Raw genomic sequence first — 23,093 nt, 5'->3', positions numbered from 1 at the left:
TTAGTTCCCTCCTCCCGGGTAGCCTTTTATGCTATACACGTAAGCAAGTATTTCTGCAACAGCCTTGAACAGCTCTTCCGGCACCCCATCACCAATTTCCACCTGATGATAAAGCGCACGCGCAAGCTGGACATTTTCCGTCGTAATAATCTCATGTTCTTTCGCTTTTTCTTTAATCTTTTGCGCCACGTAATCCATCCCTTTCGCCACAACTGTCGGCTTATCCATTTCTTTCGGATCGTACCGAAGTGCAACGGCAAAGTGCGTAGGGTTCGTAATGACGACGTCCGCATTTGGAATTTCAGAAATCATCCGGTTCATTCCAAGTGTGCGCTGCTTTTCTTTAATTTTTGATTTAATGAGCGGATCGCCTTCGCTCTTTTTATATTCATCTTTAATGTCCTGCTTCGACATTCGGATGTTTTTTTCGAAGTCATATTTCTGATAAACATAGTCTAATAGGGCAAGGAATAATAATAGAATTCCAACAGCTAAGCCCGTTTGGACGATCAATGAACCAACAAGTGCCATTGCTTCACCGATCGACTTTTGCGAAATGAGCATCACTTCGTCTCGTTTATTCCAAAGAACAATAAAGGTGCAAGCTGAGATAAACGTAATTTTAATTAACGACTTTAATAGTTCGACGAGCGTTCGAGCTGAAAATATTCGTTTCGCGCCTTTTAATGGGTTAATTCTTTCAAGCTTTGCCTGAAGGGGATCTGTGGAAACGAGAAATCCCACTTGCATATAGTTTCCTAGAACTCCCATGACGAGCGAAATTCCCATAAGGGGGGCTGCGATCAGTGCCGCCTGCCACACATTTTCTTTCAGCATGCGATCAACATTCTGTTCTGTGAGCGTCCAATCTGTAATCTGAACAAGATTGCCTCGAATCATGGACTCGAGGCTTTCAATCAACCACCCACCAATGAAAGACATAAACAGAAACACACCAATCATCATAAAGGCGGATGGAATCTCAGCACTTCTCGCCACCTGACCCTTTTTACGAGATTCTTGCTTCTTTTGTGGTGTTGCTTTCTCGGTCTTTTCTTGTGAAAAGAATTGGAGATCCATTTGTAAACGATAAGTTCGCATCGTACTACCCACCCAGTATTTGAATAAGCTGCCCCATCGTAGCGAGCATTTCTTGAAAAACCCCTCGCAGTAAAAAGAAAAAGGTAGGAATCGTCACTAGAATAAGCACGAAACCGACAAAGATTTTTAACGGCAAACCGACAACGAAAATATTCACTTGAGGTACTGCTCTCGCAAGAAGGCCAAGCGCCACATCCACAAGAAAAAGGGAAGCAACGATCGGTAGCGCGAGCTGAAACGCTGAGAAAAACATCCCCGCGAAAACTTCAGCAATAAATAGAGCAAGTGACTGACTGTTCGCCTGGCTAAGGAGCGCATCAGTCGGTAAAAGCTCATAACTTCTTACAAGACCGTCAAGCATCATATGATGACCATCAACTGATACAAGAAAGAGCAGAGCAAGCATGTATTTAAAGTTTCCGATAATCGGTACCTGCGTTCTCGTCTGAGGATCAATAACGTTCGCAATCACAAATCCCATCTGAAAATCGATGAAGGCACCAGCAACTTGTACCGTATAAAGGATGAGGGAAGCGATAAATCCAAGCGATAATCCAATAAACAATTCTTTTAAGATGTAGATGATAAACGTCAGATCAAGGGGCAGCTCTGTTTCTGCTCCTAGTCCGGCTGTTACAATCAAAGCTATAAAAAAACCAACTCCCACTTTAAAGCGGTTTGGAACGCTTCTTGTTGAGAAAACTGGTGCAGTAATAAAAAATGACGTTGCCCTCATAAATACGAGTAAAAACAGGGGCAGAGCGTTAACGATGCTTTCCATCTTTAGCCGATAAACCTATAAAGATTTTGATATAAGTTCGTTGTGTAATCGAGTAGCGTTGTGAGCATCCACGGTCCAAACAGAACGATCGTTAACAGAACGGCAACGATTTTGGGAATGAACGCAAGCGTCTGTTCCTGAATTTGCGTCATCGCCTGAAACACACTCACGATTAACCCAACGCCAAGTGCGATTAAGAGAAGCGGAGCTGAAATAATAATCACGGTATAAACAGCATCTTCTGCAAGTGAAATGACCATATCCGGCGTCATCGTCGTCCTCCTTAGAAGCTTAATAGAAGTGATTCGACGACCAGATACCAGCCATCGACAAGCACAAATAATAGAATTTTAAACGGGAGAGAAATCATAACCGGGGGTAGCATCATCATCCCCATCGCCATGAGCGTTGAGGCCACTACCATGTCAATAATAAGAAATGGGATAAAGATAATAAATCCAATCTGAAACGCCGTTTTCAGTTCTGAAATCGCAAAAGCAGGAACGAGTGCGGTTAAGCGAATGTCTTCCACTGATTCCGGCTTTTCTAGCTCTGCATACTTATAAAAAAGAGCCAGGTCTTTTTCACGCGTATGCTCCGCCATAAACTCTTTAATCGGCTGTTCAGCTGCATCGAGCGCTTCTTCCTGTCCGATCTCTTCATTCAAGTAGGGCTGAAGCGCCTCACTATTAATCTCTGAAAGAACAGGAGACATCACGAAAAAAGTTAAAAATAGCGCTAAACCAATGAGCACCTGATTCGGTGGCATTGATTGTGTCGCGAGCGCTGAACGAACGAAGGATAACACGACAACAATCCTCGTAAAACAAGTCATCAATACAAGAATTGCTGGAGCAAGCGAAAGAACGGTTAAGAGCAGGACAAGCTGGATGGTAACGGACACATCTTCCGTGGCGTTTGATCCGAAATCAAGCCCTGGAATCGTTAAGTTTATGAGCAAATCCATTACTTATCGTCCCTTTCGTCGCCGTCGTCCCAATAGTTCTTACGCTTGTTTCGCTGTTTCTTTAAGCTTGCCTGAATCATCTCTTGAATGCCCGCATGCTTTTGATTCATAAAGGAAAAGCCTGATTTCTGATCTTCTGCCTGTGATAAAATACGCTCTACTTCTTCCTTATCTTCAATTTCTTTCAGCAAATTCACGTTATCCCCCACGCCAATCATATAAAGCGAATCGCCAACCTTCACCATTTGAACCGATTTATTGTTACCGAGAGATGTACCACCTATCGGCGTAAAAACCGAATGATGCTGAATCTTTTGTTGGCGTTTTGACAGAAAACGAATGAGCAAGTAGATCAGTCCCACGACCACGATCGTATAGAAAACAAGTTTGATCAGAAGGAAGAAAACATTTGTGCTCGGCCCTTCTACTTCGGTAGGCTGCTCATCTTGAGGGGCAGATGGCTCATCTCCATCTTCCGTGAGCCAATCCGTCACGCTACCATCTGTAGCCGCTACGACATGGTGCGGCACCAGTAATACAAAGCAAAGGAGAAGTGTCATGATGCCAATCATATGCTGTCTCACCTGTAAAAACTCCTTCTTAACGCAGCTTGGATAAACGCTCTGCTGCACTTAAAATATCTGTTACTCTGACACCAAAATTCTCATCAATTACGACAACTTCCCCTTTGGCAATGAGTTTACTATTAATCAAAATATCGACCGGCTCTCCCGCTAACTTATCGAGCTCTAAAACCGATCCATGTGAAAGCTCAAGTATGTCTTTTACAATGCGCTTAGTTCGCCCTAACTCGACCGTCACCTGAAGTGGAATATCTAGTAACATATTTAGATTTCGCTGCTCACCGTACGGGTGATCTTCCTGGCTAAAATTCGTGAACTGAACGTTTTGGATATTCGGTTCAGGCTCTTTTACTCGTGATGCCATGGGATCAATTGGTTCTTTCTCTTCTGCCACTTGTTCAGGCTGTTGTAATGATCGTTGCTGCAATTCGGCCTCCTGCTCATTTGCCTTCTCTGTCTCTTTCTGCTCAGCGGATTGAAGGTCTTCTATGCTGACAAGCAATTCGCTGATTTGTTTGGCTACTGTTGCGGGGAGTACATGATGAACAACAGTTTGCATAATAGACCCAATGGAAAGCTCGAATGAAATGTCTACATAAACCGATTCAGGCACATTTTCCAGTAGCACAGAGTTAGTTAACTCTGAGACAACTTGAAGATTCGTAAACGTTCCAGAAAATGATGAGCCCGAAGCCATGCTAAGTCCCTTATGTATGCTTTCCATCATGCCAGTCATGACAGAAGTTAAGCTCTTATCTACGCTTTCGTCGCCTTCATCCCCTTTGGCTACTTGCCAAATATCAGCCATATCCTGAGCATCAGGAGGGTTTACCATAATAATCGTTTCTCCAGCGGCCGCTCCCTCATAGCGAATCGCTGCTTCTACGTAAGGGAGTGACACCTCTTGCTGAAAACGCGCTTCATGAAGGAACTGCATCGTCACATTTGATACAAAGACATCTTGCATAAAAACTGATGAGAGTGTTGTGGTAAAACTTCCAATTGCGACGCTAAAAAGCTCACTCAGCGCTTCTTTTTCGATTTCATGAAAATACACGTTGTCCCCCTCCTTTCCTGCTGCTGTCTCTTGAAATAAGGCGTTCATTTCTTCTTTTGAAAGACGATCATCCGTCATGGCCTATTTCCTCCTCTTCTTTCACTTCAGTGATTTGTACGGCCATTCGACCTTTGGATGTGCCAGGCTGTCCATGAAATTTTACCCGGTTATCCACCTTGACAATAAGCGGATCAGAAACCGTTTGATTTAAACGAATGACGTCACCATCTTCCAAATTCAAAAATTCTTCAATGGTAATTTCAGAATGACCAAGCTCAGCGATAATCCCTAAATTGGTCTTTTTAAGTCTTTTTTCAAGCTCCTTGCTTTCCTGCGGTTCGCGATCCTTTTTTTGATTGGATAGCCAGTGATGTGCCGAAAGTCTCGGCATAATTGGCTCAAGAACAACGTGTGGAAGACAGAGACGAATATCGCCGCTCACATCTCCCACTTTCACACGTAAGGTAACGGTTACGACTGTTTCATTTGGTGATACAATTTGAAGAAAATGCGGGTTCACTTCAAGTTCTTTTAATTCCGTTTTCAGCTTAAGGACGGATGTCCATGCATCTTGAAAACTTTCAAGAATTTTACTGAAAATCCGTTCAATCACCATCGTTTCAATTTCGGTTAAATGGGAGAGCTTGTCCGGTTGAACGCCTTGCCCTCCAAGCATGCGATCAAGCATCGCATACGCTAGCTCTGGCGCCACTTCAAGCACCATCTGTCCTTGTAATGGGGAAGCAACAAAGAGGCTAAGAATCGAATTTTCTGTGATCGACTTCACAAATTCTTCAAATGGCATCTGGTCAACAGAATGAACGGAGGCTTGAATGATCGTCCGAAGCTGAGCGGATGAATAGGTCGTCATGAGTCGCGCATAGTTCTCGTGAATACGCGTTAAAATTCGAATATGGTCCTGAGAAAAGCGAAGCGCTCTTTTAAAATCATACGTTTGCACTTTTCGTTCTTTCATTGGCTTCTTCTGCCCTGGCTCATCAATAGCAGCAAGAAGCGCATCAACAGTTGCTGGCGATAGCATATCAGACAACATGGTCACCCCCGTTCGTCTATTTTTTCTCTAATACGCTAATGTCACGATAAAATTCCGTGACGAGCTGCTTCACTTGCTCGATCGTTTCCAACACAACATAACGTTTGCCGTTCGTTAATAAAATCATCGTATCTGGCGTTGATTCAATCGTTTCAATGTAGATCGCATTTAACATCATCGTTTCTCGATTTAATTTCGTTACCGGTATCATATGTACAGAGCAGGCCGAGGAAATTCCTCAGCCCTTACCCCCTATCGTTTTAAATTGACGATTTCTTGAAGGATCTCATCTGACGTTGTAATCACTCTTGAGTTCGCCTGGAACCCACGTTGCGCGACAATCATTTCTGTGAATTCTTCGGTTAGGTCAACGTTAGACATTTCGAGTTGGCCTGCGACAACTCGGGAACCCTCAGGGAGGCCTGTTACTGTATCGAGAGCTCCGGATTTATCTGTAACCAGAAAAAGGGAATTTCCAACTTTACTAAGACCTGCTGGATTCGGCACTGTACCAATCCCTATATTGATTGTTTGCTGAGGGAGGCCATCAGTATCTGTATATGTAATCTGTCCATCTGCATTTATACTTGATATTTGGCCAATATTCTCAATTGGATTACCATCTTCATCTAATACAGAGTATCCTTGAGTGGTTACAAGATTCCCTTCAGCGTCTAGTTGGAAAGATCCCGAACGAGCAAGGTATTCAGTGCCACCTTCAGTCTGTACCCTAAAATACCCATCCCCTTGAATACTAAGATCCGTTTGAACACCTGTCGTCATTGGCGACCCCGGGCTATCGACCATATTAATAGCAGAAACAGAAGAACCAAGTCCTACTTGCATCGAGTTCACCGAATTGCCTGCAACGCTTTGACTAAGCATATCTTCAAACAGCACTCTACTTTTCTGGTAACCTACTGTATTCACGTTCGCAATATTATTCCCGATCACATCTAGCTTCGTTTGAAAGCCTCTCATTCCTGAAACGCCTGAGTACATTGAATTTAACAAGTTGTTTCCCCCTCTAATTGTGTCGCTGCTTCAATCGATCCACAGCGAATGGGCCTCCTGCTCGGTCCGGCCACTATAAAATAAGTGCTGAATCAATGTTTGTTACGATTTGGTTTTCCATATTGTCCTGCTTCATGGCGGTGATGACTTTGTTGTTTTTAACGCTAACGACAAAAGCGAGATCCTTCATCAGCATGAGCGATTCCTTTGATCCTTTTTCTCGCGCTTTCTCCACTCCATTATTCAACTGTTGGAGCTGCTGATCTGAAAGCGAAATCCCGTTTTGCTCGAGTCGAACTTGTGCGTGATGACTGAATGAAACTTGAGACTCAATCGTTTGTTTTAGCTGATCTGCAAAAGAACTGGCTTCTTGCTTTTTAACCGATTGAATGGGTTGCTTTGGATAATACGCCTGATTGACTTGAATATTTGCCACGCTATTCCCTCGTTTCGATACGCTCTAAAAGGGAAACGTCTACTTGTTGACCATTATCAAGTTCTGCGAGTACATTACCTTCTTTGTATAAAACGGCCTGGACTTTTCCAGAGCTAACCTCATTATTCTCTTGCCATTGCACACTTTTCCCAATTAAATCCGCATAATCTGTCATCGAGCTTTGTAGCTGACGATCAACAAATTTGTTCAACGACGTGTTCATATTTGTCATCTGCTCGAGTGAACTAAATTGCGCCATCTGTCCAATAAATTCAGCATCTTGCATTGGCTGCATGGGATCCTGATTGGAAAGCTGGGCTACGAGAATCTTTAAGAAATCATCTTTTCCAAGCTGACCTGGCAGCTCGGTCTTTTGTGTTTGAACAGCTTGTTTTGCTGTGACGGAGCTTGTATTCACGTCACCCCTCCTTATATGGCGTAGTTAATCCCGCCGGATATGCTTTCTTCTCTTTCGTTTGTTACAAGCGGATTTTCTTCTAAATCGTATTTATCTTTACGTCCCTGGTGCTGCTTTCCTTGTTGAAAGTGCTGTCCTTGTTCTCCTCGTCCATCTTGCATAAAAGAATGTTGAGAGCCTTGGTGCTGAACCACTTCAACTTTATCAAGCTGAATGCCCTGCTGAACAAGCGTGTGACGAAGCTGATGAAGCTGGGATTCAATTAGCTCTTTGGCTCCTGAAGTGGAGGTTAAGATATGCGCAGTCACTTTTCCATCTGATGTGGTTAACCGAATATCTAGCTGTCCGAGATTTTCTGGAGAAAGCTTAATTCTGATATTTGTTTCATCACCATTTTTGGAAAGTTGCATGCGCTCGGTAATCATTTCACTTAGTTCCGTGTTCATATAACGAGCTTGCACGGTGGCTTCTTTAACGGGTGCGTCATTACTTTGTTTTACTAGCGGCAAACCATCTGGCTTTTCGTCCGTTTGAACGTCATCTACCGGTAAAGTTTCAGTCGACGGTTGGTCCAGTTGCTCAGTATCTTCAGCTTGATCAACTTGTGACTTCAATTCCTTCCCTTCTTCTAGGACAGGCCTTTGCTTACGGTCCTCGACTATAGCTTCTTGCTCTTCTAATCGAGGGGGTTGATTGACTGTTACATCAAGATTTTTTTGTTGTGAAGATTGCTCGGCAGTCATTTGCTTGATAATCTCAAGCGATTTTGTTGCCTCTTGCCCTCTTGGAACTTCAACTACCCTTGCTTCTTCTACCGGCTTTTCTTCAATTACAGCTAAGACTTCCTTTACACCTTGTGAATTATTTAACCATTCTTGTTTTATAAACCCAGGTGAGATTTCTTCTCCCTTATGAAAAGCGTTTTTTTCATGTAACTGCACCTTTGATTCATTGCTCAAAGATAACTTGGAAGCTTCTGACTCAAGAGTTGCCTGCTTCCCAACCTGTGCCAGGGACTCCAATTCCTGCTTCGTAAAACCAGGTAAGGTCAATCCTTGTTGTTGACTCCCACTTTTCACTTGTGGCTTCTCACTGTTTTCAAGATTGCCTTGAAGCTTAGATGAACTGGGCGTTTGGGCAACTTGAACGTCTAACGGAAGTGCTGCTTTATTTATCATAAGAAGATTGAGCGGTAATTCATTTTCATCACTCTGCTCCACTTCTCTCTTGCCTTCAGTCCTACCCGCTTCTTGATTGATCATCTTTATCCCTAACGTACTTAACAAAGTTGAAAATCCAGTTGAATCATTACCTGTTGGCTTTGGCTGGACGATCACGCTTTTTCCAAGTGACTGAATGGCGTTCACTTTTTCACCTCCTCTCAGTTCGCTAAATCAGTAACGTAACTAGATGAAATCGATTCTTCCATTTCTGCAAGTAACGCCTTTCGCTTGTCGTCTTCGAGTTCTTGAAGAATAGAGAGTCCCACTTCTTTCTCTGCATCTGACTGTCCCATCTTTGAAAGGATATCGGCCGCTTCTTCTTCAGGCATTTCGGATAAATCTTTTGCGACATCCGAAATGGAAAGCGAGCTTTTTTTTCGGTCGATCGCATTCATAAGAAGCGCAATTCTTTCCTGCATCGCAGCAAGTTCAGGATCGGCCGCTCTTTCGAGATCTTTTAAAACAATCGTCAGGTCAGCGGCTACAGCCGAGTTCATTTTACTTAATACCGCTGCCTGCTCCGTACTTCCCATTGCATCGAGCAATAAAGCCGCTTCGTTTAGTGTGAGATTTTCCATAATGGATGCAGATTTTGAAGCAGACATCCCTTCATAGGTTTTCGCTAATTGCTGAAGCTTCTTCTCACGCTCTTCCTTGTCAGCTAACTCACTTTTCATTTCCTCCGTTAACGATTCCAGCTCCGATTGCTTTTTCGTTAGCTTAATCTCTTGTTCATCAAGCTGTTTTTTTAACGCGGATATTTCGCTTTCCTTCTTATCATTCTCTTTTTCTAGCAAGTCTTCCTCATTTTGATCCGTTGCTTCAGCCGTCAAATTCTTTTCTACATAGGCAATTGGTTTTTTCGAAAGAGAAGTTGCCATGGCAAACAAGTCATAGCCAAGAAATGGAAGGACGACGAGCAGAACAGTTGCCATAAAGGCAAGCGGCAAAAGAAAACCGTGGATGATGCGTTCTTTCCATGAACTTTTCTGTCGTTTTCGCATCTCTATCACTCCTTTTAGCCGTTTCTTGCCAGCATATATGCTCGAACGGTGTTTAGATCGTCCAATTCGTTTTGTTCAATCATTTTCTGATCGTGATAAAACTCTTCTTTTCGCGTTTCTTTAATCGATTGCCACGTTTTTTCTTCTCTTACTTTTGAAACAAGCGCTTCCTGCTGCTCGCTCACCTTGTTTTCTACATGACTCAGTTGATATCGTTTTCGTTCAAGCTGCTTTTCTAGATAAGCAATATGCTCTTCTTCTTTTAAAAGCTCGAGAATTGGAAGTCCCTCTAACTGACGATGTTCAAGCTTCTCTCGCATCGCATGAATGTCTTCTTCAAGTTGATGCGCTTCCTGCTCGAGATCAACCTGTACTTTGAGCGACTCGGCCATTTCAAGCTGAGCCTGAGACTTTTCGTTTTCTTTCACATCCAAAATTCGTTGAAACGGGAATTGAAAAGCTGCGATGGTTAGTCATCCTTTCCAAATCGGGATAGAAGCCAATCCTTACTTTCTTCAAATGAAGCCTGATCATCAATACCTTGCTTAATATACTTCTCAATTTCCGGGTGAATTGAGATAGCTTTATCAATATTACTGTTCGTACCTGCTTTATAAGCGCCAATATTAATCAAATCTTCCGATGACACATAGACAGCAAGAAGCCGCTTGAATTCCTCTGCTGATTTCATATGCGCGGGCGAAACGATTTCTTTCATAACCCGACTCACGCTTTGCGGAACGTTAATAGCAGGATACTGTCCTTTTTGCGCTAGCTTCCGATCGAGAACGATGTGCCCGTCCAATATGCCTCGAACTGCATCTGCAATTGGCTCATTCATATCATCACCATCAACGAGTACGGTGTAAAAGGCGGTAATCGATCCCGTCTCTGCCGTGCCTGATCTCTCTAACAGTTTAGGCAAAAGCGCAAACACGCTTGGGGTATAGCCTTTACTCGTAGGTGGCTCTCCAATCGCAAGCCCTACTTCTCGCTGGGCCATCGCAAATCGCGTCACCGAATCCATCATGAGCATAACGTTTTTTCCCTGATCACGAAAAAATTCAGCGATGGCCGTGGCCGTAAGTGCCCCTTTAATTCGCTGTAATGGGGGCTGGTCGGACGTGGCGACAACGACAACGGATTTCTTTAACCCATCTTCGCCTAGATCGCGTTCGATAAAATCTCTTACTTCTCGTCCACGCTCACCAATAAGCGCAATTACGTTCACATCGGCTTCTGAGTTTCGTGCGGACATACCCATTAGCGTACTTTTTCCAACACCGCTTCCTGCAAAAATTCCAATTCGCTGACCCTGACCGACTGTTAACAACCCATCAATGGCGCGCACCCCAAGTTGAAATGGTGTTGTAATGCGCGGTCTTGTCATTGGATTGGGCGGCTTCCGATTCGTAGAAACGGCTCTTAGCCCTCCTGGAAGATCTGATTGATCAAGCGGTCTACCGCCTCCATCGAGTATTGTACCTAGCAGAGAATAGCCTACTTTTACTTCAAGAGGTTGACCGGTCGCCACAACAAGGCAACCTGGACCAATCTCTGATAAATCATGCATTGGCATAAGAAGAACGCGATTTTCTCGAAACCCAACAACTTCGGCTTCAATCGGTTCTTTCAATGGTCCTGGATACAAATAACAAACCTCACCAATTTTCACTTCTGGTCCAAGCGATTCAATCGTTAGCCCAATAACCTGTGTCACCTTGCCGTACTTCTGGACTGTTTCCATCGAATGAAGCTGCGAAAGATATGGCTCAACATTAATGCTCATCGACAGTTCGCTCCTCAAACATCGCAATCAGCTGCTTCTTCATTTCGGAAAGCTGACTATTAATTGAAATATCATACGACCCACTGGGTGTGTGAACAAGTCCTGATCCAACTTCCAAATCACTCATCGGAACGAGCTTAAGGCTTGCATTTACATCAAGCTGCTTTTCTAGCTCATCCACCATCGGTATCACATGCTGGTAGTCTTCTGTTGAAACTTGAAAAACTACCTCGCCACGATCCTGTACTTTCTTTAGCGTCTCTTGCACCAAACCAAGTAACACCTCAGGATCTTGTTCCATTTCTTTTAAAATAATTTTCTTCGCAATCGCCGTACTTAACGACAGAAGGAACGGTTCAGCGCTTTGAATCAACTCTTCTTTTTTGTCATAAGCGGCTTTCACCATTTGTTCCATCTCTTTCTTTTGCTGATCGAACTCAAAATGAATTTGCTGCATGCCAGCTTCATATCCAGCTGCATAGCCGCTTTCTTCCGCGTCACGCACTGTTTTTTTTGTGATTTCCTGCCACTCGAGCTCTTTTTCCTGCTGCTTCTTCTCTAAGTTTTGATGTACCTTCGCTTCTTCTTCCCCTAGCCTCGTTCGAATCGTATGGTAGAGATCTTCAAGGCGAATCATCATTTCAAGAAGCTGAGACTTCTTCTCTTCAACTGTCATCGTTCGCGTCGGGAGGACGCGACTACGTTTTGGCTCTCTTATCGTTCGCTGTTCAATGACCTTAGGAACAGCTCGTTTTTCTCCAGGGGTTTTTCGGATGATGTTAGACAATCAGATCATCTCCTCCACCGCGGGCAATCATCACATCACCCGTTTCTTCAAGGTAGCGAATGACAGAAACGATGCGCGTTTGCGCCTCTTCCACTTCACGAAGGCGAAGAGGTCCCATCAGCTCGATCTCTTCTTTCACAGTATCGACACGTCGGTTGGACATATTTCGGAAAATGGTATCCTTCACATCGTCGCTTGCCACTTTCAATGCAATCGACAGATCTTCATCCTTCACTTCGCTAATCACAAGGCGAATCGAGCGATCGTCAAGCGTGACGATATCTTCGAACACAAACATCCGCTTCTTAATTTCTTCTGCCAGATTCGGATCATCTTTTTCTAGTGAACTGAGAATCGTACGTTCGGTACTTCGATCCACGCTACTCAGCACCTGAACAATCGCTTCTACCCCACCTGTAAATGTATAGTCTTGAGAACCAGTCGCGTTAAGCTTACCTTCAATAATCGTTTCAAGCTGGCTAATCACCTCTGGAGACGTGCTATCCATTAGCGCAATCCTACGTGCAACGTCTGCCTGACTTTCTTGAGGTAGTGATGATAAAATTTGCGAAGACTGTTTTGCATCAAGATAGGAAAGAACGAGCGCAATTGTCTGCGGGTGCTCCTGCTGTAAGATGTTTAAAATCTGATCGGGATCTGCTTTTCTAGCAAAAGCAAACGGCTTTACTTTTAAATTGGCTTTCAGACGTGTCAGGATTTCTTCAGCCTTTTTCGCCCCAAGCGCCTGCTCCAGAATATGCCTTGCATATTCAATGCCTCCAACCGCGATATAATCTTTTGCTTTTACCATTTGAATGAACTCGTCTACAACTGCCTCTCTCTCATCAGGCTCGACTTTTCGAAGCTCTGAGATACCAAGTGCGAGCTGATCAATTTCTTTCTCAGATAAATGTTTAAACGTTTGTACGGATAAATCAGGTCCTAAAGAAGTAAGAAGGATCGCCGCTTTCTGAGTTCCGGTTAATTCATCTGTGCCTACCATCCAACCCCTCCTATTCTTCTTTCATCCAAAGTCGTAGTAGTTTCACAAATTCTTCTGGATCATTTTTTGCAAGATTTTCAATCTCATCTTTTCCGACAAGCGTCTCTGGTGTCATATCGACTTCACGTTCTTCACGCGGTAAATAATGATCCTCAGGAGAGCTGTAAGACTGCTCAAACTCCATGAAGTCATCTTCTTCTTTGTTTCCCCTCCGTCGGAAAAATAGCAAAATTCCACCTATAAGAAGAATACCAACTCCACATGCAATCGCATAAAGCACCCAGCCCGGAACGCTATCCATCATTGATGAAAAAATGCCTTCGGTCGGCTCTTCGTAATCAGCACGCCCTTTGAATTTATTGGCAAAAACCGAAATTCTTTCTTCAAGAGCAGCATCATCTAGAGGAACATCACTTTCACTCAGCGATGTACGGACAACATTCTTAAGTACGGTACGAATATCTTCTATATCAGCAGCAGTTAATGTTGTGATATCATCAGCCACAGGTGGCTCTACACCAACGTTAATCGTAATATCATCAATGAGATAAGGACTTTCTTCGATCTCTTTATGGATGCGATTCACTTCACGGTTGATACGGTCTTCTACTTTTTCGTAAGAACCGTCGCCCTCGGCATTCGGATCGTCTGCGTTATAGTTTGGAATTTCGCCTTCATCTGTACCCGTGCCATCCTGCGCAGCTGCTTGGTCGCCAGAATACGATTCCATGATTTTCTCAACACTAATATCAATGCCTTCTCCTGTTTCTTCATCAACAGGTTCAACGAGGTCTTCCGTTCGCTTTTCTTTTGTGAAATCAACGCTGGTCATCACGGAAACAACCACTTTATCCTGACCGAGAATCATGCCAAGCATTTGTTGTAGTTCCTTTTGCATGTCTTTTTCAATGTCTTTACGGATATCTTCTTGCTGCTGGTAAGCGGATAAAGTTGTATCTGTGCCGCCTTCACCATAGTCAAAAGCCGTACCGTTTTGATCCATGATCACAATGTTTTCAACAGGAAGATTCGGAACACTTTTACTGATGAGATGATAAAGACCGGTGATTTGACCTTGATCAAGCTGCACACCAGGTTCTCGCGTTAAAACAACGGAAGCCGAAGCTGTTTCACCTGTTTCATCAAGCCAAACGCTTTCTGCAGGTAGGGTAATCATGACTTTGGATTCCTTGATGCCACCAATTTGTTCAATCAAATGACTTAGTTCATTTTGCATCGCATCACGTTCAACGACATCAAATTGACGATCCGTCATGCCCATACCCATGTTTTCACTAAACACGCTGTAATTCACATTACCGCTTTTCGGAATGCCCTCAGCAGCTAAGCTTACTTTCAAGTCAGAAGCCTGATCATTAGGCACGCTAATCATCGTTCCATCGGCTGAAACTTCTACAGGAATCCCTTTTTGTTCAATTGCTCCTTTGATTTCGCCAGCTTCTGTCGGTGTAAGATTTGAATAAATAGGTGTTAAATTAGGTTTAGACATCCAAAAAACGAGGAATAGAAGCAAAAGAAGAGTGACGAGAAACGTCCCTCCAATCAACCATTTTGTTTTAGTGGAATAGCTTCCCCATGTTTCATTCCAGCGACTTTTAAATTTCATTAGTTGTTGGTTCATTTTTTATCCATCCCTGACATGCTACATTTGCATACGCATGATTTCCTGGTATGACTCAATAACTTTATTTCTCACTTCTACTGTTAGATTAAGAGATAGTGAGGCTTTTTGTGCTGCAAGCATAACCTCGTGAACATCCTGAACTTCCCCAGTCACAAGCTTATTCGTCATCTGTTCAGATGCCACTTGATTGTTGTTCACCTGTTTAATCGCATCCTGAAGCATCTGACCAAAATCAGCCGTTGCTTCACCCGAAGTAACCTGAGACTTCGCTTGTGCTGGAAGCTGTTGAAGTGCACTAATTGTGTTCATAAGATCCTCCTATGCCCGACCGTTACTTACCAAGTTCGAGCGCTTTCATATACATACTTTTGGTTGCGTTTAACGCTGTTACGTTCGCTTCATAGGAACGAGATGCTGACATCATATCAACCATTTCTTTCACCATATCCACGTTTGGCATTTCCACATAACCTTCTTCATTCGCATCGGGATGAGCGGGATTATAAACAAGTTTATTAGGAGCATCATCTTCTTTAATGTTCGACACTTTCACTCCTGTTGGCGCTTCGCCATTTCCCATTGCGGCTTGAAGCTTACTCTCGAACGAATTTTCCTTAAGCTCTACCACTTTTCGCTTGTATGGCTGCCATTCCCCATCGACGAGCTCAGAGCGAGTCGTTTCAGCGTTTGCGATATTGGACGAAACAACATCCATTCTAAGACGGTTTGCAGTTAAAGCTGAAGCACTGGTATTGAACCCATTAAATAAATTCATATAATTTAGCTCCCTCTAATTGCTGTCTGTAAATCACGGAACTGGCTGTTGGTCTTTTCAACCATCGCATTGTACCAGAGTTGATTTTTGGCAAGTTCGGCCATTTCAACATCCGTGTCGACGTTATTGCCATTTGATTGATTAAGTGTATTTTGATCCGTTTTGACAACGGTCTTTGATGCATTATTTTCGTTACTAAAAGGGACGTGTTTGGGGTTTGATTTGTAGCTCTGCAGATTCTTTGTTGCTTCCTGCAGGGTGTCTTGAAATGAAACGGTTTGACGTTTGTAATTAGGGGTATCGACATTTGATATATTTGATGTGATAGTACGCTGCTGCACCATCGACGCATTCAATGCTTGTTCAAGCGGTCTAATCGATTGAAAAACGTTCACGAAGCTTTTCACACTCCTTGTATAAAACTGTTTTCAAAGTTAAAAAATGGATGCAAAGCCATAGTTATACTCATTCGACAATTTTTTCGTTAGTGATAGCATAGCATTGTCAAAAATAATAGTAAATGAGTGTTTTAACCTAAAAAACGACTTTTTTCACTTAATTTTCCCACATTTTAGCGGTATAATAGAGGTATAATTTTCTAGGTACACGTACGATAGTACTACGATGGGAGCGAAAAAATGTTTAAAGGTATGTATACAGCTACATCCGGTATGATGGCAAGTGAGCGAAAGCAACAGTTCCTTACGAATAACCTTTCAAATGCTGAAACACCAGGCTTCAAGCAGGATGAAGCAACGTTCCGTTCCTTCCCTGAATACTTAATGAAAGAAAGAGATACGAACACACCCACCCTTAACTCTTCCATTGGTACACTCCAAACTGGCGTCTATACCCAAGAAGCCATTCCTAACTTTTCAAGTGGATCTCTCAAGGAAACTAGTAAACAAACTGATCTTGCTCTCATCGATGAAAATCTTCCTATCGATGAAGAAACTGGTAAAAAAGGCCTAATTCTATTTGGTGTTCGTCTTGAGGATAACTCGATTCGCTACACAAGAAATGGAAGTTTTTCTGTTAATAAGGACGGATTCCTGACAACAAGTGAAGGTTATCAAGTGGTCGGAGAAAATCTTCAGCCGATTCAACTGACTAGCGACTTGTTTACTGTGACAGATGATGGCACAATTCTTGACGATAATGGGACCGAACAACAACTGTGGATTGGTTACACCAGTGCTCCCTCTAATCTCACTCAACAAGGAAACGGCGTCTTCACATGGGAAGGTGACGAAGCAAATGCACCTGGGAACATTCAAACTACAGACTTCACCCAGTATTCAGTGAAACAGGGCTATCTCGAAGATTCGAATGTGGATATGACGACAACGATGACGGATATGCTAAACACCTATCGTCTATATGAAGCAAACCAAAAAGTACTACAAACGTATGATCAAAGCATCGACAAAGCCGTCAATGATATCGGTCGCGTTTACTAGGAGGGCTACGATTGAACATTCAAATGGCAACCGCATCTTCATCACTTAGCCAGACACAAAAAAAGATGGATACAATCGCTAATAATATTGCGAACGTGAATACGGCAGGATATAAAAGCCGAGAAGCTACGTTCCAAAATCTCTTAACTCAAACATATGCGAATCAAACAGGAGAAGAAGCGGAGCCTGGAAGAGTAACACCTGAAAACCTTCGAGTTGGTTTTGGATCAAAGGTTGGTTTAACGACTCTTCGAAACGAGCAAGGGTCTGCCCAGAAAACCGGTCGTAATTTGGATGTGATGCTTGAAGGAGAGAATGTTTATTTTCGCGTTCAAAACGGGGACGCTATCAACTATACAAGAGACGGATCTTTTGAGATTCAAAATCAGAACGGGGTCTTTTCACTCGTTACAAGCCGAGGCAATACGGTGTTAGATCCGAATGGGAATGCAATTACGTTTAGAACGAACCCATCAGAGGTGTCCATCTCTGACACGGGAGAATTGGCTGCCACTGATAGCAATGGAAATGAACAAACGTTTCAGCTCAGCATCGCTAAAATTGATCGCCCACAGGCGCTCATGAACGTTGGAGGAAACGAATTTTCTCTTCAAGAGAATGGTGATCTTGAACTTGTCGCGCTAGACGGTGCAGAATATAAAACAAGACAGGGCTACCTTGAAATGTCGAACGTAGACCTAACGAATGAAACAACAGAGATGATTTCGACTCAGCGTCTTCTCCAATTCCAGAGCCAGGCGATAAAGATGGCGGATGAAATGATGGGCCTAGCGAATACGATTAAGAGATAAAGATAAACAAAATCCCTCTCGCATGAGAGGGATTTTGTTTATCTAAGAAAGTCTAATAGAGAAGGCTGGATAATCTTTGCACTTGCCGCTAGCGATGCCTGGTAGACACTTTCTTCGGTTTTTAATTTCATGATAGCTTCGGCAAAGTCAACGTCATCATTTTTAGAAACTAGCGTTTGCAGAGAAAGGTTTTCTTCCTTCAAACGCTGATTCATTCCTTCCACTCTTGACTGCTTTGCGCCAAGACTTGTCCAGCTGTTCAACACTTGATCCTTACCTGTCTCAATCTGTTCCAATGCACTGCTAATGCCAGCCTTTTCTCCACCCGCTAATGCGCCTGAGAGCTGATCGAGTGCTTTAAACAGGTTTACATTCCCATCAAACACTTCTCCCGTAACGTTCATAGCAATCGTATTACTAGATGACATTCGCTGCAGGATTGACTGATTGTCATACGTGAGATCGCCATTCGCTTCGACTTGTATCGGTTGATCTGTTCCCTGTCCATTGAAGATGTACTTTCCATCAAACTTAGTATTTGCAATATCCTGCATCTCAGCGCGCAACTGTTCAATTTCTTTCGCAATCGTTTGCTGATCTTCTGGTGAGTTTGTCCCGTTCAACGCCTGTAACCCTAACTCGTTTGCACGCTGAAGCGCATTGGAGATGCTATTAAGAGCCTGATCAGTTGTTTCCATCCAGGAAAGGGCATAATCAGTATTACGTTCATACTGCTCATTATCAGCTAACTGAGAGGCGAGTTTCAAAGACTTCTGGACGCCAATAGGGTCGTCAGAAGGTGAATTAATTCGTTTCCCCGTTGATACTTGTTCATTCGCTTTCTCATAGCGTGAGAGATTTTTCTGTAACTGAGAGGTGATGTTTGAGCCAAGCATTTGCTGTGTAATTCTCATATGATGATCTCCTTTCTACTAAACGCCCATGCGATTAATAATGACGTCAAGAAGCTCATCAGTTGTGCTTACATAGCGAGCAGCTGCATTATAAGCATGTTGAAATTGAATGAGGTTCGACATCTCTTCATCAAGCGAGACGCCGCTTACTGACATCCGATTTTGATCGATTGACTTTAAGACGGCCTGGTGACTTTCCACTGATCGCTCTGACGCCTGTGTTTTTGCTCCAATTTTCGAAATGAGCATACCGTAAAAATCACTTACACTAGCATCTGCATTTACGTTTGAATCTGCTACATTAAAAGAAAATGTTTCGCTTTTCAGGTCGCTTATTGCAGTGGCGATAGCTCCGTTACTAACGGCATTATTATTAGAAGAAGCAGCGATTGTGGCTGGGTTCGCTTTCACTTCTTGATTCATGCTTAGACTTTCAAGAAAAGTCGTTCCTGTTCCAGTCGTATCAAACATTGCTTCTCCCTGTTTCATCGCACCGTTCGCGTCTTTTACTAATGAAAAGCCAGATGTCATCAGGTCATTCAACCCATTAAATTGTTTTGATGTTCCATTCACGTCTGTTGTAACTGAACCATTAATAAGCTGATTAAACATTTCATTTAAATCTTTTTGAAAGCTTTCCACTTCCTTAACCGATTGCTGAAGTCCCTCAAGCCTTCCTATATTCTCGGCATTCGTCAGTCCTGACATTTCATCCATTAATAAATCCCGGCGGTCTTTTAACTCGTTTGCTTCAGGTGTTGAAGCAATCTCTTTGTTTAAACTATCAATTTGAGTCGATAAAACATTGATTTGATCATTCACTGCTTTCATTTGTTCATTCAAGCTTTTTGATAGACTCGTTAACCCATCATTTAGCGTTTGCCCCTGTGATAGCAGTTCTTCTGAACGTTCCACTAGAACTGCACGAGCGGCAAGACTATCAGGATTAGAAGCAAGATCTTCCCACGCTGAGAAGAAACGATCTAAAGAAGCACTTATGCCATTGTCTCCAGGCTCATCTGTTAGTGCCTCAATTTGTTGAAGAGTTTCAAGTTTCGTCGATTCAGATCCTAACTGACCATTTCGCTCTCGATACTGGCTGTCCAGATATTCAGAACGAACTCGATCGATCGATTCAACACTTACACCAGTCCCAAGCTGTGAGGATGAGCTACCAGTTTGATAAGGATACGTAATGGAAGACGTTGCTTGCATATCCACCCGCTGCCTCGAGTAACCGGGAGTATTCGCATTTGAGATATTATTTCCTGTCGTCGTGAGAGCTGTCTGTTGCGTATACAGACTTCTCTTCCCGACCTCTAATCCATGAAAAGTAGACGTCATTCATATCCGTTCCTTTCTCAACCTGTCATTCAGGCTTTCGTATCAAAATATCCTCGCGGTGTTTGCATTGGCTTCTGATTGGGCCTGCCGTAAGTGATCGATTGATTTGTAGTCGTTAAATGACCAATCATATGATGGACAAATGCCATCCCATCTCTTAACAACTCTTCATTTAAACCATTCAAACTTTGAAGTTTCTCCGCTTTTTCTTTTAAATCAGTAGCTCGATTTTGCACCATTCGTTTAACAGGTGGACTTAACACCCCTAAAACGTCTTTAAGGGTTTGGTCTGTTCGACCTGCAAGCTTTTCTGTAATCTGCTGCCGTTTCTCTTCACTGATACGGAGTTCTTGAAGAAGATTCTTTTCTGTGTTGATTACTTCCGTCAAACGCTTTACGTCTCGCTCTAATAAAGCATTTTGTTTCTTTTCAGAAAGAACGATTAATTTCTCATGAAGAAGAATCATTTCACCCATAACCGCTAATAGTTCCTGTCCCATCGTGTCGCCTCCTGTTAAAACCACTGATCAAACAGCTTTTCCGCTGTTTTCTGACTATCGACACGATACGTACCTTCTTCAATCTGTTTCTTAATGGCCGTTACTTTTGCTTCACGCTCTTGTTCCGTCTTCATGTCGTATAGTTCTCTCGCTTTGTTTGAGATTTGAAGCTCATCTTCTCGAGGAGCCTTTTTGACCTGCTCCACTTTCGTAACAGGATTATGCTTCTGGTAAGGGTTTACAATAGGTGGTGCTGACGGTTTATTGACATTCATATCCGGTCACCTCTTTCCGACAATTTATAATACTACTCCTATTCTATTATTCGTACCCTAATTTGAGGATTATACCGTTATTATCGGAAATTTTCTTGAAAAGTTAACCGCTTACTGGATTTTAAAGTCCGTTACAAGCACGCGTTCTACTTTTCCATCATGCATCACTTTATTTACTTCTTTTTTGATGGTGTCTTCAAACTTTTCAAGACCCTCTGATCCTTTTAGATCCGCTTTTGTTAAGCCAGCTAACGTTGAGATAACGATCGCTTTTAATTCGGGATTACGAACTTCAAGTTCCTTATAACTCTTTTCATGATCAGCAAGTAAGTTTAGCTGAACAACTGCAAAATGATCTGATGATAAATTTGTGGTCAGTGGTTCCATACTAAAGCTTCTTGCTGCAAGTTCTTCTGCGGTCGGCTCTTTCTCTTCCTGTGCTACGACTTTTTTCAAATCAATATCTAAAAAAAACACAGCCACCGCAGCTCCAGCACCGACAATACCAAGTGCCGTTAGGAAGATAATTAGAATCCGTTTCATTCTGTCACCTCTTGTTCTAATTTTCTACGTTGTATGGAAGAATAAGCACTTCAACTCTTCGGTTCTTGGCTCTGCCTTCTTCCGTTTTGTTTGAATCGACTGGGCGATATTCTCCGTATCCTGTAAAACTAAATAGCTTTGGATCTAGCTTTTTATTATTCAATAGCTCTGTCATAAAATTCAATGCACGCTCCGAACTTAAGTGCCAGTTCGATGGATATTGCGATGTTTTAATTGGACGATCATCTGTATGACCAGTTACCGTAATGCGACGTGGTGGATCCGTAACGAGAAGATCCGAGATTTGCTTGGCCAGTGGTTTCGCATCTCCCGTTAATACAGCTTTTCCGCTTTGAAAAAGTGCCGCTTCTTTTATCGTAATCAAAAGACCTTCCTCTGTTAACTTCGTTTTCAAATAGGAATCGAGATCTTGATCGGCGATATACTCATCAATACGGCCCTGTAATTTCTGAAGTTTGTTTTGATCCTGTTCGATCGCTTTTTCTTCCGCATCGCCATCTTTTGGCTCATCTTTTTCCGGCTCATCCGTCATACCAACAAATGAGCCATCTTCTGGATCCAGCATTGCAGGTTCGCCCTCTAAAATACCCGTTCCGCCATTTAGGACTTCCTGAAAAGATTGTGTAATGGCTTCATACTTTTTCACATCAACCGTACTTGCCGCAAAGAGTACAATAAAGAGCGCAAGCAGAAGTGTTAACATATCGGCGTATGGAATGAGCCAGCTTTCGTCGACGTGATCTTCATGCTCTTCATGTCTCTTCTTACGCATCAGCGCCTACTCCTTCGCCTACTTCTGATTGACTTTCTTTCTTTTCGTCCACTAAATTCCGCTCTTTACTAGGGAGATAGACAAGCAGCTTATCTTCTACCATACGAGGAGAAGCTCCAGCTTGAACAGCCAAAAGTCCTTCAAGCATAATCATCTTAATGCGAGCTTCGGCTTGTGATTTTCGCTTCAGCTTATTCGCAAATGGATGCCAAAGAACGTAGCCTGTGAAAATCCCAAAAAGCGTAGCGATAAACGCTGCTGCAATCGATTTTCCAAGCAGCTCCATATCACCAAGGTGACTGAGTGCTGCGACAAGCCCAACAACCGCTCCAAGAACACCGAGGGTTGGAGCATAAGTTCCAGCCTGTGTGAAAATCCCCGCCCCCATACGATGACGTTCTTTCATTGCCTCAATATCTTCTACCAGAATTTCTTCAATCGCTTCATGAGAATGGCCGTCAATCACCATTTGGAATCCACCTTTTAGAAAATCATCATCAATACCTTCAAGATTATTCTCAAGGGAAAGGAGCCCTTCACGACGAGCGACCGTCGCCCATTCACGAAACATCGGAATTAGCTCTTTTTCAGTTAGGAGTTTTTGATTGGAAAAAATAATTTTTAATAATGTTGGGAATTTCTTAATCTCGTTAAAAGGAAACGCGATGAGTAGTGCTGCCGCTGTCCCAACAAAAATGATAACGAGGGCAGCGGGATTTAATAGAGCAGCCGGATTCGCTCCCTTTAGAATTAATCCGCCAACTAAGACGAAGAAACCGAGGAGGACGCCGAACAGAGATGTTTTTTCCATTGC

Annotated in this window: 30 protein-coding genes; 2 read left to right on the top strand and 28 right to left on the bottom strand. The window is 42.9% G+C overall.

Annotated elements, in window-relative coordinates:
• The 21 genes from flhB to flgB all read right to left on the bottom strand — a co-directional run bounded on the left by flhB (position 1) and on the right by flgB (position 16,033).
• Complete coding sequence (flhB, locus tag IQ283_RS01050) at positions 1-1,101, bottom strand: flagellar biosynthesis protein FlhB (RefSeq protein WP_194218321.1); 1,101 nt, start codon at positions 1,099-1,101, stop codon at positions 1-3.
• A gap of 4 nt (positions 1,102-1,105) precedes the next feature.
• Entirely contained in the window at positions 1,106-1,882 is a 777-nt protein-coding gene (gene fliR / locus IQ283_RS01045; protein WP_194218320.1) for a flagellar biosynthetic protein FliR, read from the bottom strand.
• A 2-nt stretch (positions 1,883-1,884) separates the two neighbouring features.
• Positions 1,885-2,154, bottom strand: coding sequence for a flagellar biosynthesis protein FliQ (gene fliQ / locus IQ283_RS01040; RefSeq protein WP_098445458.1), 270 nt, complete (start codon positions 2,152-2,154; stop codon positions 1,885-1,887).
• Positions 2,155-2,165: 11 nt separating this feature from the next.
• A complete protein-coding gene (gene fliP / locus IQ283_RS01035) occupies positions 2,166-2,849 on the bottom strand; it encodes a flagellar type III secretion system pore protein FliP (RefSeq protein ID WP_194218319.1) in 684 nt (227 codons plus the stop codon).
• Complete coding sequence (locus IQ283_RS01030; RefSeq protein ID WP_194218318.1) at positions 2,849-3,433, bottom strand: flagellar biosynthetic protein FliO; 585 nt, start codon at positions 3,431-3,433, stop codon at positions 2,849-2,851. Before IQ283_RS01030 ends, fliP begins: the two co-directional genes overlap by 1 nt.
• 16 nt (positions 3,434-3,449) lie before the next feature.
• Complete coding sequence (gene fliY, locus IQ283_RS01025; RefSeq protein WP_194218317.1) at positions 3,450-4,568, bottom strand: flagellar motor switch phosphatase FliY; 1,119 nt, start codon at positions 4,566-4,568, stop codon at positions 3,450-3,452.
• Complete coding sequence (gene fliM, locus IQ283_RS01020; RefSeq protein WP_194218316.1) at positions 4,558-5,541, bottom strand: flagellar motor switch protein FliM; 984 nt, start codon at positions 5,539-5,541, stop codon at positions 4,558-4,560. Before fliM ends, fliY begins: the two co-directional genes overlap by 11 nt.
• 19 nt (positions 5,542-5,560) lie before the next feature.
• Complete coding sequence (locus IQ283_RS01015; protein ID WP_194218315.1) at positions 5,561-5,755, bottom strand: flagellar FlbD family protein; 195 nt, start codon at positions 5,753-5,755, stop codon at positions 5,561-5,563.
• A gap of 41 nt (positions 5,756-5,796) precedes the next feature.
• Positions 5,797-6,558 (bottom strand): flagellar hook-basal body complex protein, encoded by a 762-nt coding sequence (locus IQ283_RS01010; RefSeq protein ID WP_194218314.1) that lies wholly within the window; start codon positions 6,556-6,558, stop codon positions 5,797-5,799.
• Positions 6,559-6,631: 73 nt separating this feature from the next.
• Positions 6,632-6,994 (bottom strand): TIGR02530 family flagellar biosynthesis protein, encoded by a 363-nt coding sequence (locus IQ283_RS01005; RefSeq protein ID WP_194218313.1) that lies wholly within the window; start codon positions 6,992-6,994, stop codon positions 6,632-6,634.
• 1 nt (position 6,995) lies between these two features.
• The gene (gene flgD, locus IQ283_RS01000; RefSeq protein WP_194218312.1) at positions 6,996-7,412 is read right to left on the bottom strand and encodes a flagellar hook assembly protein FlgD; all 417 of its coding nucleotides are present in this window, start codon (positions 7,410-7,412) and stop codon (positions 6,996-6,998) included.
• An 11-nt stretch (positions 7,413-7,423) separates the two neighbouring features.
• Complete coding sequence (locus tag IQ283_RS00995) at positions 7,424-8,779, bottom strand: flagellar hook-length control protein FliK (protein ID WP_194218311.1); 1,356 nt, start codon at positions 8,777-8,779, stop codon at positions 7,424-7,426.
• Positions 8,780-8,793: 14 nt separating this feature from the next.
• Positions 8,794-9,639 carry a MotE family protein gene (locus tag IQ283_RS00990; protein ID WP_194218310.1) on the bottom strand — a complete coding sequence of 282 codons (846 nt, stop codon included), beginning with the start codon at positions 9,637-9,639 and terminating at the stop codon, positions 8,794-8,796.
• 14 nt (positions 9,640-9,653) lie between these two features.
• Positions 9,654-10,067, bottom strand: a complete 414-nt coding sequence (locus tag IQ283_RS00985) for a flagellar export protein FliJ (protein ID WP_206759416.1) — start codon at positions 10,065-10,067, stop codon at positions 9,654-9,656.
• 41 nt (positions 10,068-10,108) lie between these two features.
• Positions 10,109-11,428, bottom strand: a complete 1,320-nt coding sequence (gene fliI / locus IQ283_RS00980; protein WP_194218308.1) for a flagellar protein export ATPase FliI — start codon at positions 11,426-11,428, stop codon at positions 10,109-10,111.
• Complete coding sequence (locus IQ283_RS00975) at positions 11,418-12,215, bottom strand: FliH/SctL family protein (protein WP_194218307.1); 798 nt, start codon at positions 12,213-12,215, stop codon at positions 11,418-11,420. The genes fliI and IQ283_RS00975 overlap by 11 nt, the downstream gene beginning before the upstream one ends.
• A complete protein-coding gene (gene fliG, locus IQ283_RS00970) occupies positions 12,208-13,218 on the bottom strand; it encodes a flagellar motor switch protein FliG (protein WP_194218306.1) in 1,011 nt (336 codons plus the stop codon). Before fliG ends, IQ283_RS00975 begins: the two co-directional genes overlap by 8 nt.
• A 10-nt stretch (positions 13,219-13,228) precedes the next feature.
• The gene (gene fliF, locus IQ283_RS00965; protein WP_194218305.1) at positions 13,229-14,860 is read right to left on the bottom strand and encodes a flagellar basal-body MS-ring/collar protein FliF; all 1,632 of its coding nucleotides are present in this window, start codon (positions 14,858-14,860) and stop codon (positions 13,229-13,231) included.
• A gap of 21 nt (positions 14,861-14,881) precedes the next feature.
• Positions 14,882-15,172 (bottom strand): flagellar hook-basal body complex protein FliE, encoded by a 291-nt coding sequence (gene fliE, locus IQ283_RS00960; RefSeq protein WP_194218304.1) that lies wholly within the window; start codon positions 15,170-15,172, stop codon positions 14,882-14,884.
• Between the two features lie 22 nt (positions 15,173-15,194).
• Entirely contained in the window at positions 15,195-15,638 is a 444-nt protein-coding gene (flgC, locus tag IQ283_RS00955; protein WP_194218303.1) for a flagellar basal body rod protein FlgC, read from the bottom strand.
• Positions 15,639-15,643: 5 nt separating this feature from the next.
• Positions 15,644-16,033, bottom strand: a complete 390-nt coding sequence (gene flgB, locus IQ283_RS00950; RefSeq protein WP_194218302.1) for a flagellar basal body rod protein FlgB — start codon at positions 16,031-16,033, stop codon at positions 15,644-15,646.
• Positions 16,034-16,276: 243 nt separating this feature from the next.
• On the opposite strand from flgB, the gene IQ283_RS00945 reads away from it, so the two are divergent.
• Together IQ283_RS00945 and IQ283_RS00940 are read left to right on the top strand one after the other, a co-directional pair.
• Complete coding sequence (locus IQ283_RS00945; protein ID WP_194218301.1) at positions 16,277-17,098, top strand: flagellar hook-basal body protein; 822 nt, start codon at positions 16,277-16,279, stop codon at positions 17,096-17,098.
• Positions 17,099-17,109: 11 nt separating this feature from the next.
• On the top strand, positions 17,110-17,910 hold the full coding sequence (locus tag IQ283_RS00940; RefSeq protein WP_194218300.1) for a flagellar hook-basal body protein: 801 nt from the start codon (positions 17,110-17,112) through the stop codon (positions 17,908-17,910).
• Positions 17,911-17,948: 38 nt separating this feature from the next.
• On the opposite strand, the gene flgL is transcribed toward IQ283_RS00940, so the two are convergent.
• From flgL to motA, 7 genes are all read right to left on the bottom strand, one after another.
• Entirely contained in the window at positions 17,949-18,824 is an 876-nt protein-coding gene (gene flgL, locus IQ283_RS00935; protein ID WP_194218299.1) for a flagellar hook-associated protein FlgL, read from the bottom strand.
• Positions 18,825-18,842: 18 nt separating this feature from the next.
• Positions 18,843-20,168, bottom strand: coding sequence for a flagellar hook-associated protein FlgK (flgK, locus tag IQ283_RS00930; RefSeq protein ID WP_194218298.1), 1,326 nt, complete (start codon positions 20,166-20,168; stop codon positions 18,843-18,845).
• A gap of 29 nt (positions 20,169-20,197) precedes the next feature.
• On the bottom strand, positions 20,198-20,668 hold the full coding sequence (locus tag IQ283_RS00925) for a flagellar protein FlgN (protein WP_194218297.1): 471 nt from the start codon (positions 20,666-20,668) through the stop codon (positions 20,198-20,200).
• 14 nt (positions 20,669-20,682) lie between these two features.
• Entirely contained in the window at positions 20,683-20,943 is a 261-nt protein-coding gene (gene flgM / locus IQ283_RS00920; protein WP_194218296.1) for a flagellar biosynthesis anti-sigma factor FlgM, read from the bottom strand.
• Positions 20,944-21,054: 111 nt separating this feature from the next.
• Positions 21,055-21,486 carry a flagellar basal body-associated FliL family protein gene (locus IQ283_RS00915; protein WP_194218295.1) on the bottom strand — a complete coding sequence of 144 codons (432 nt, stop codon included), beginning with the start codon at positions 21,484-21,486 and terminating at the stop codon, positions 21,055-21,057.
• Positions 21,487-21,502: 16 nt separating this feature from the next.
• A complete protein-coding gene (gene motB / locus IQ283_RS00910; RefSeq protein WP_194219550.1) occupies positions 21,503-22,282 on the bottom strand; it encodes a flagellar motor protein MotB in 780 nt (259 codons plus the stop codon).
• Entirely contained in the window at positions 22,272-23,090 is an 819-nt protein-coding gene (motA, locus tag IQ283_RS00905; RefSeq protein ID WP_194218294.1) for a flagellar motor stator protein MotA, read from the bottom strand. The genes motB and motA overlap by 11 nt, the downstream gene beginning before the upstream one ends.
• Positions 23,091-23,093: the final 3 nt, after the last annotated feature.

It is taken from the genome of Pseudalkalibacillus hwajinpoensis (assembly GCF_015234585.1).
In the GTDB taxonomy this organism is placed as follows: domain Bacteria; phylum Bacillota; class Bacilli; order Bacillales; family Guptibacillaceae; genus Guptibacillus; species Guptibacillus hwajinpoensis_B.
Note: the sequence above shows the minus strand (reverse complement) of the source record. Positions and strands in the feature narration are given on the sequence as shown.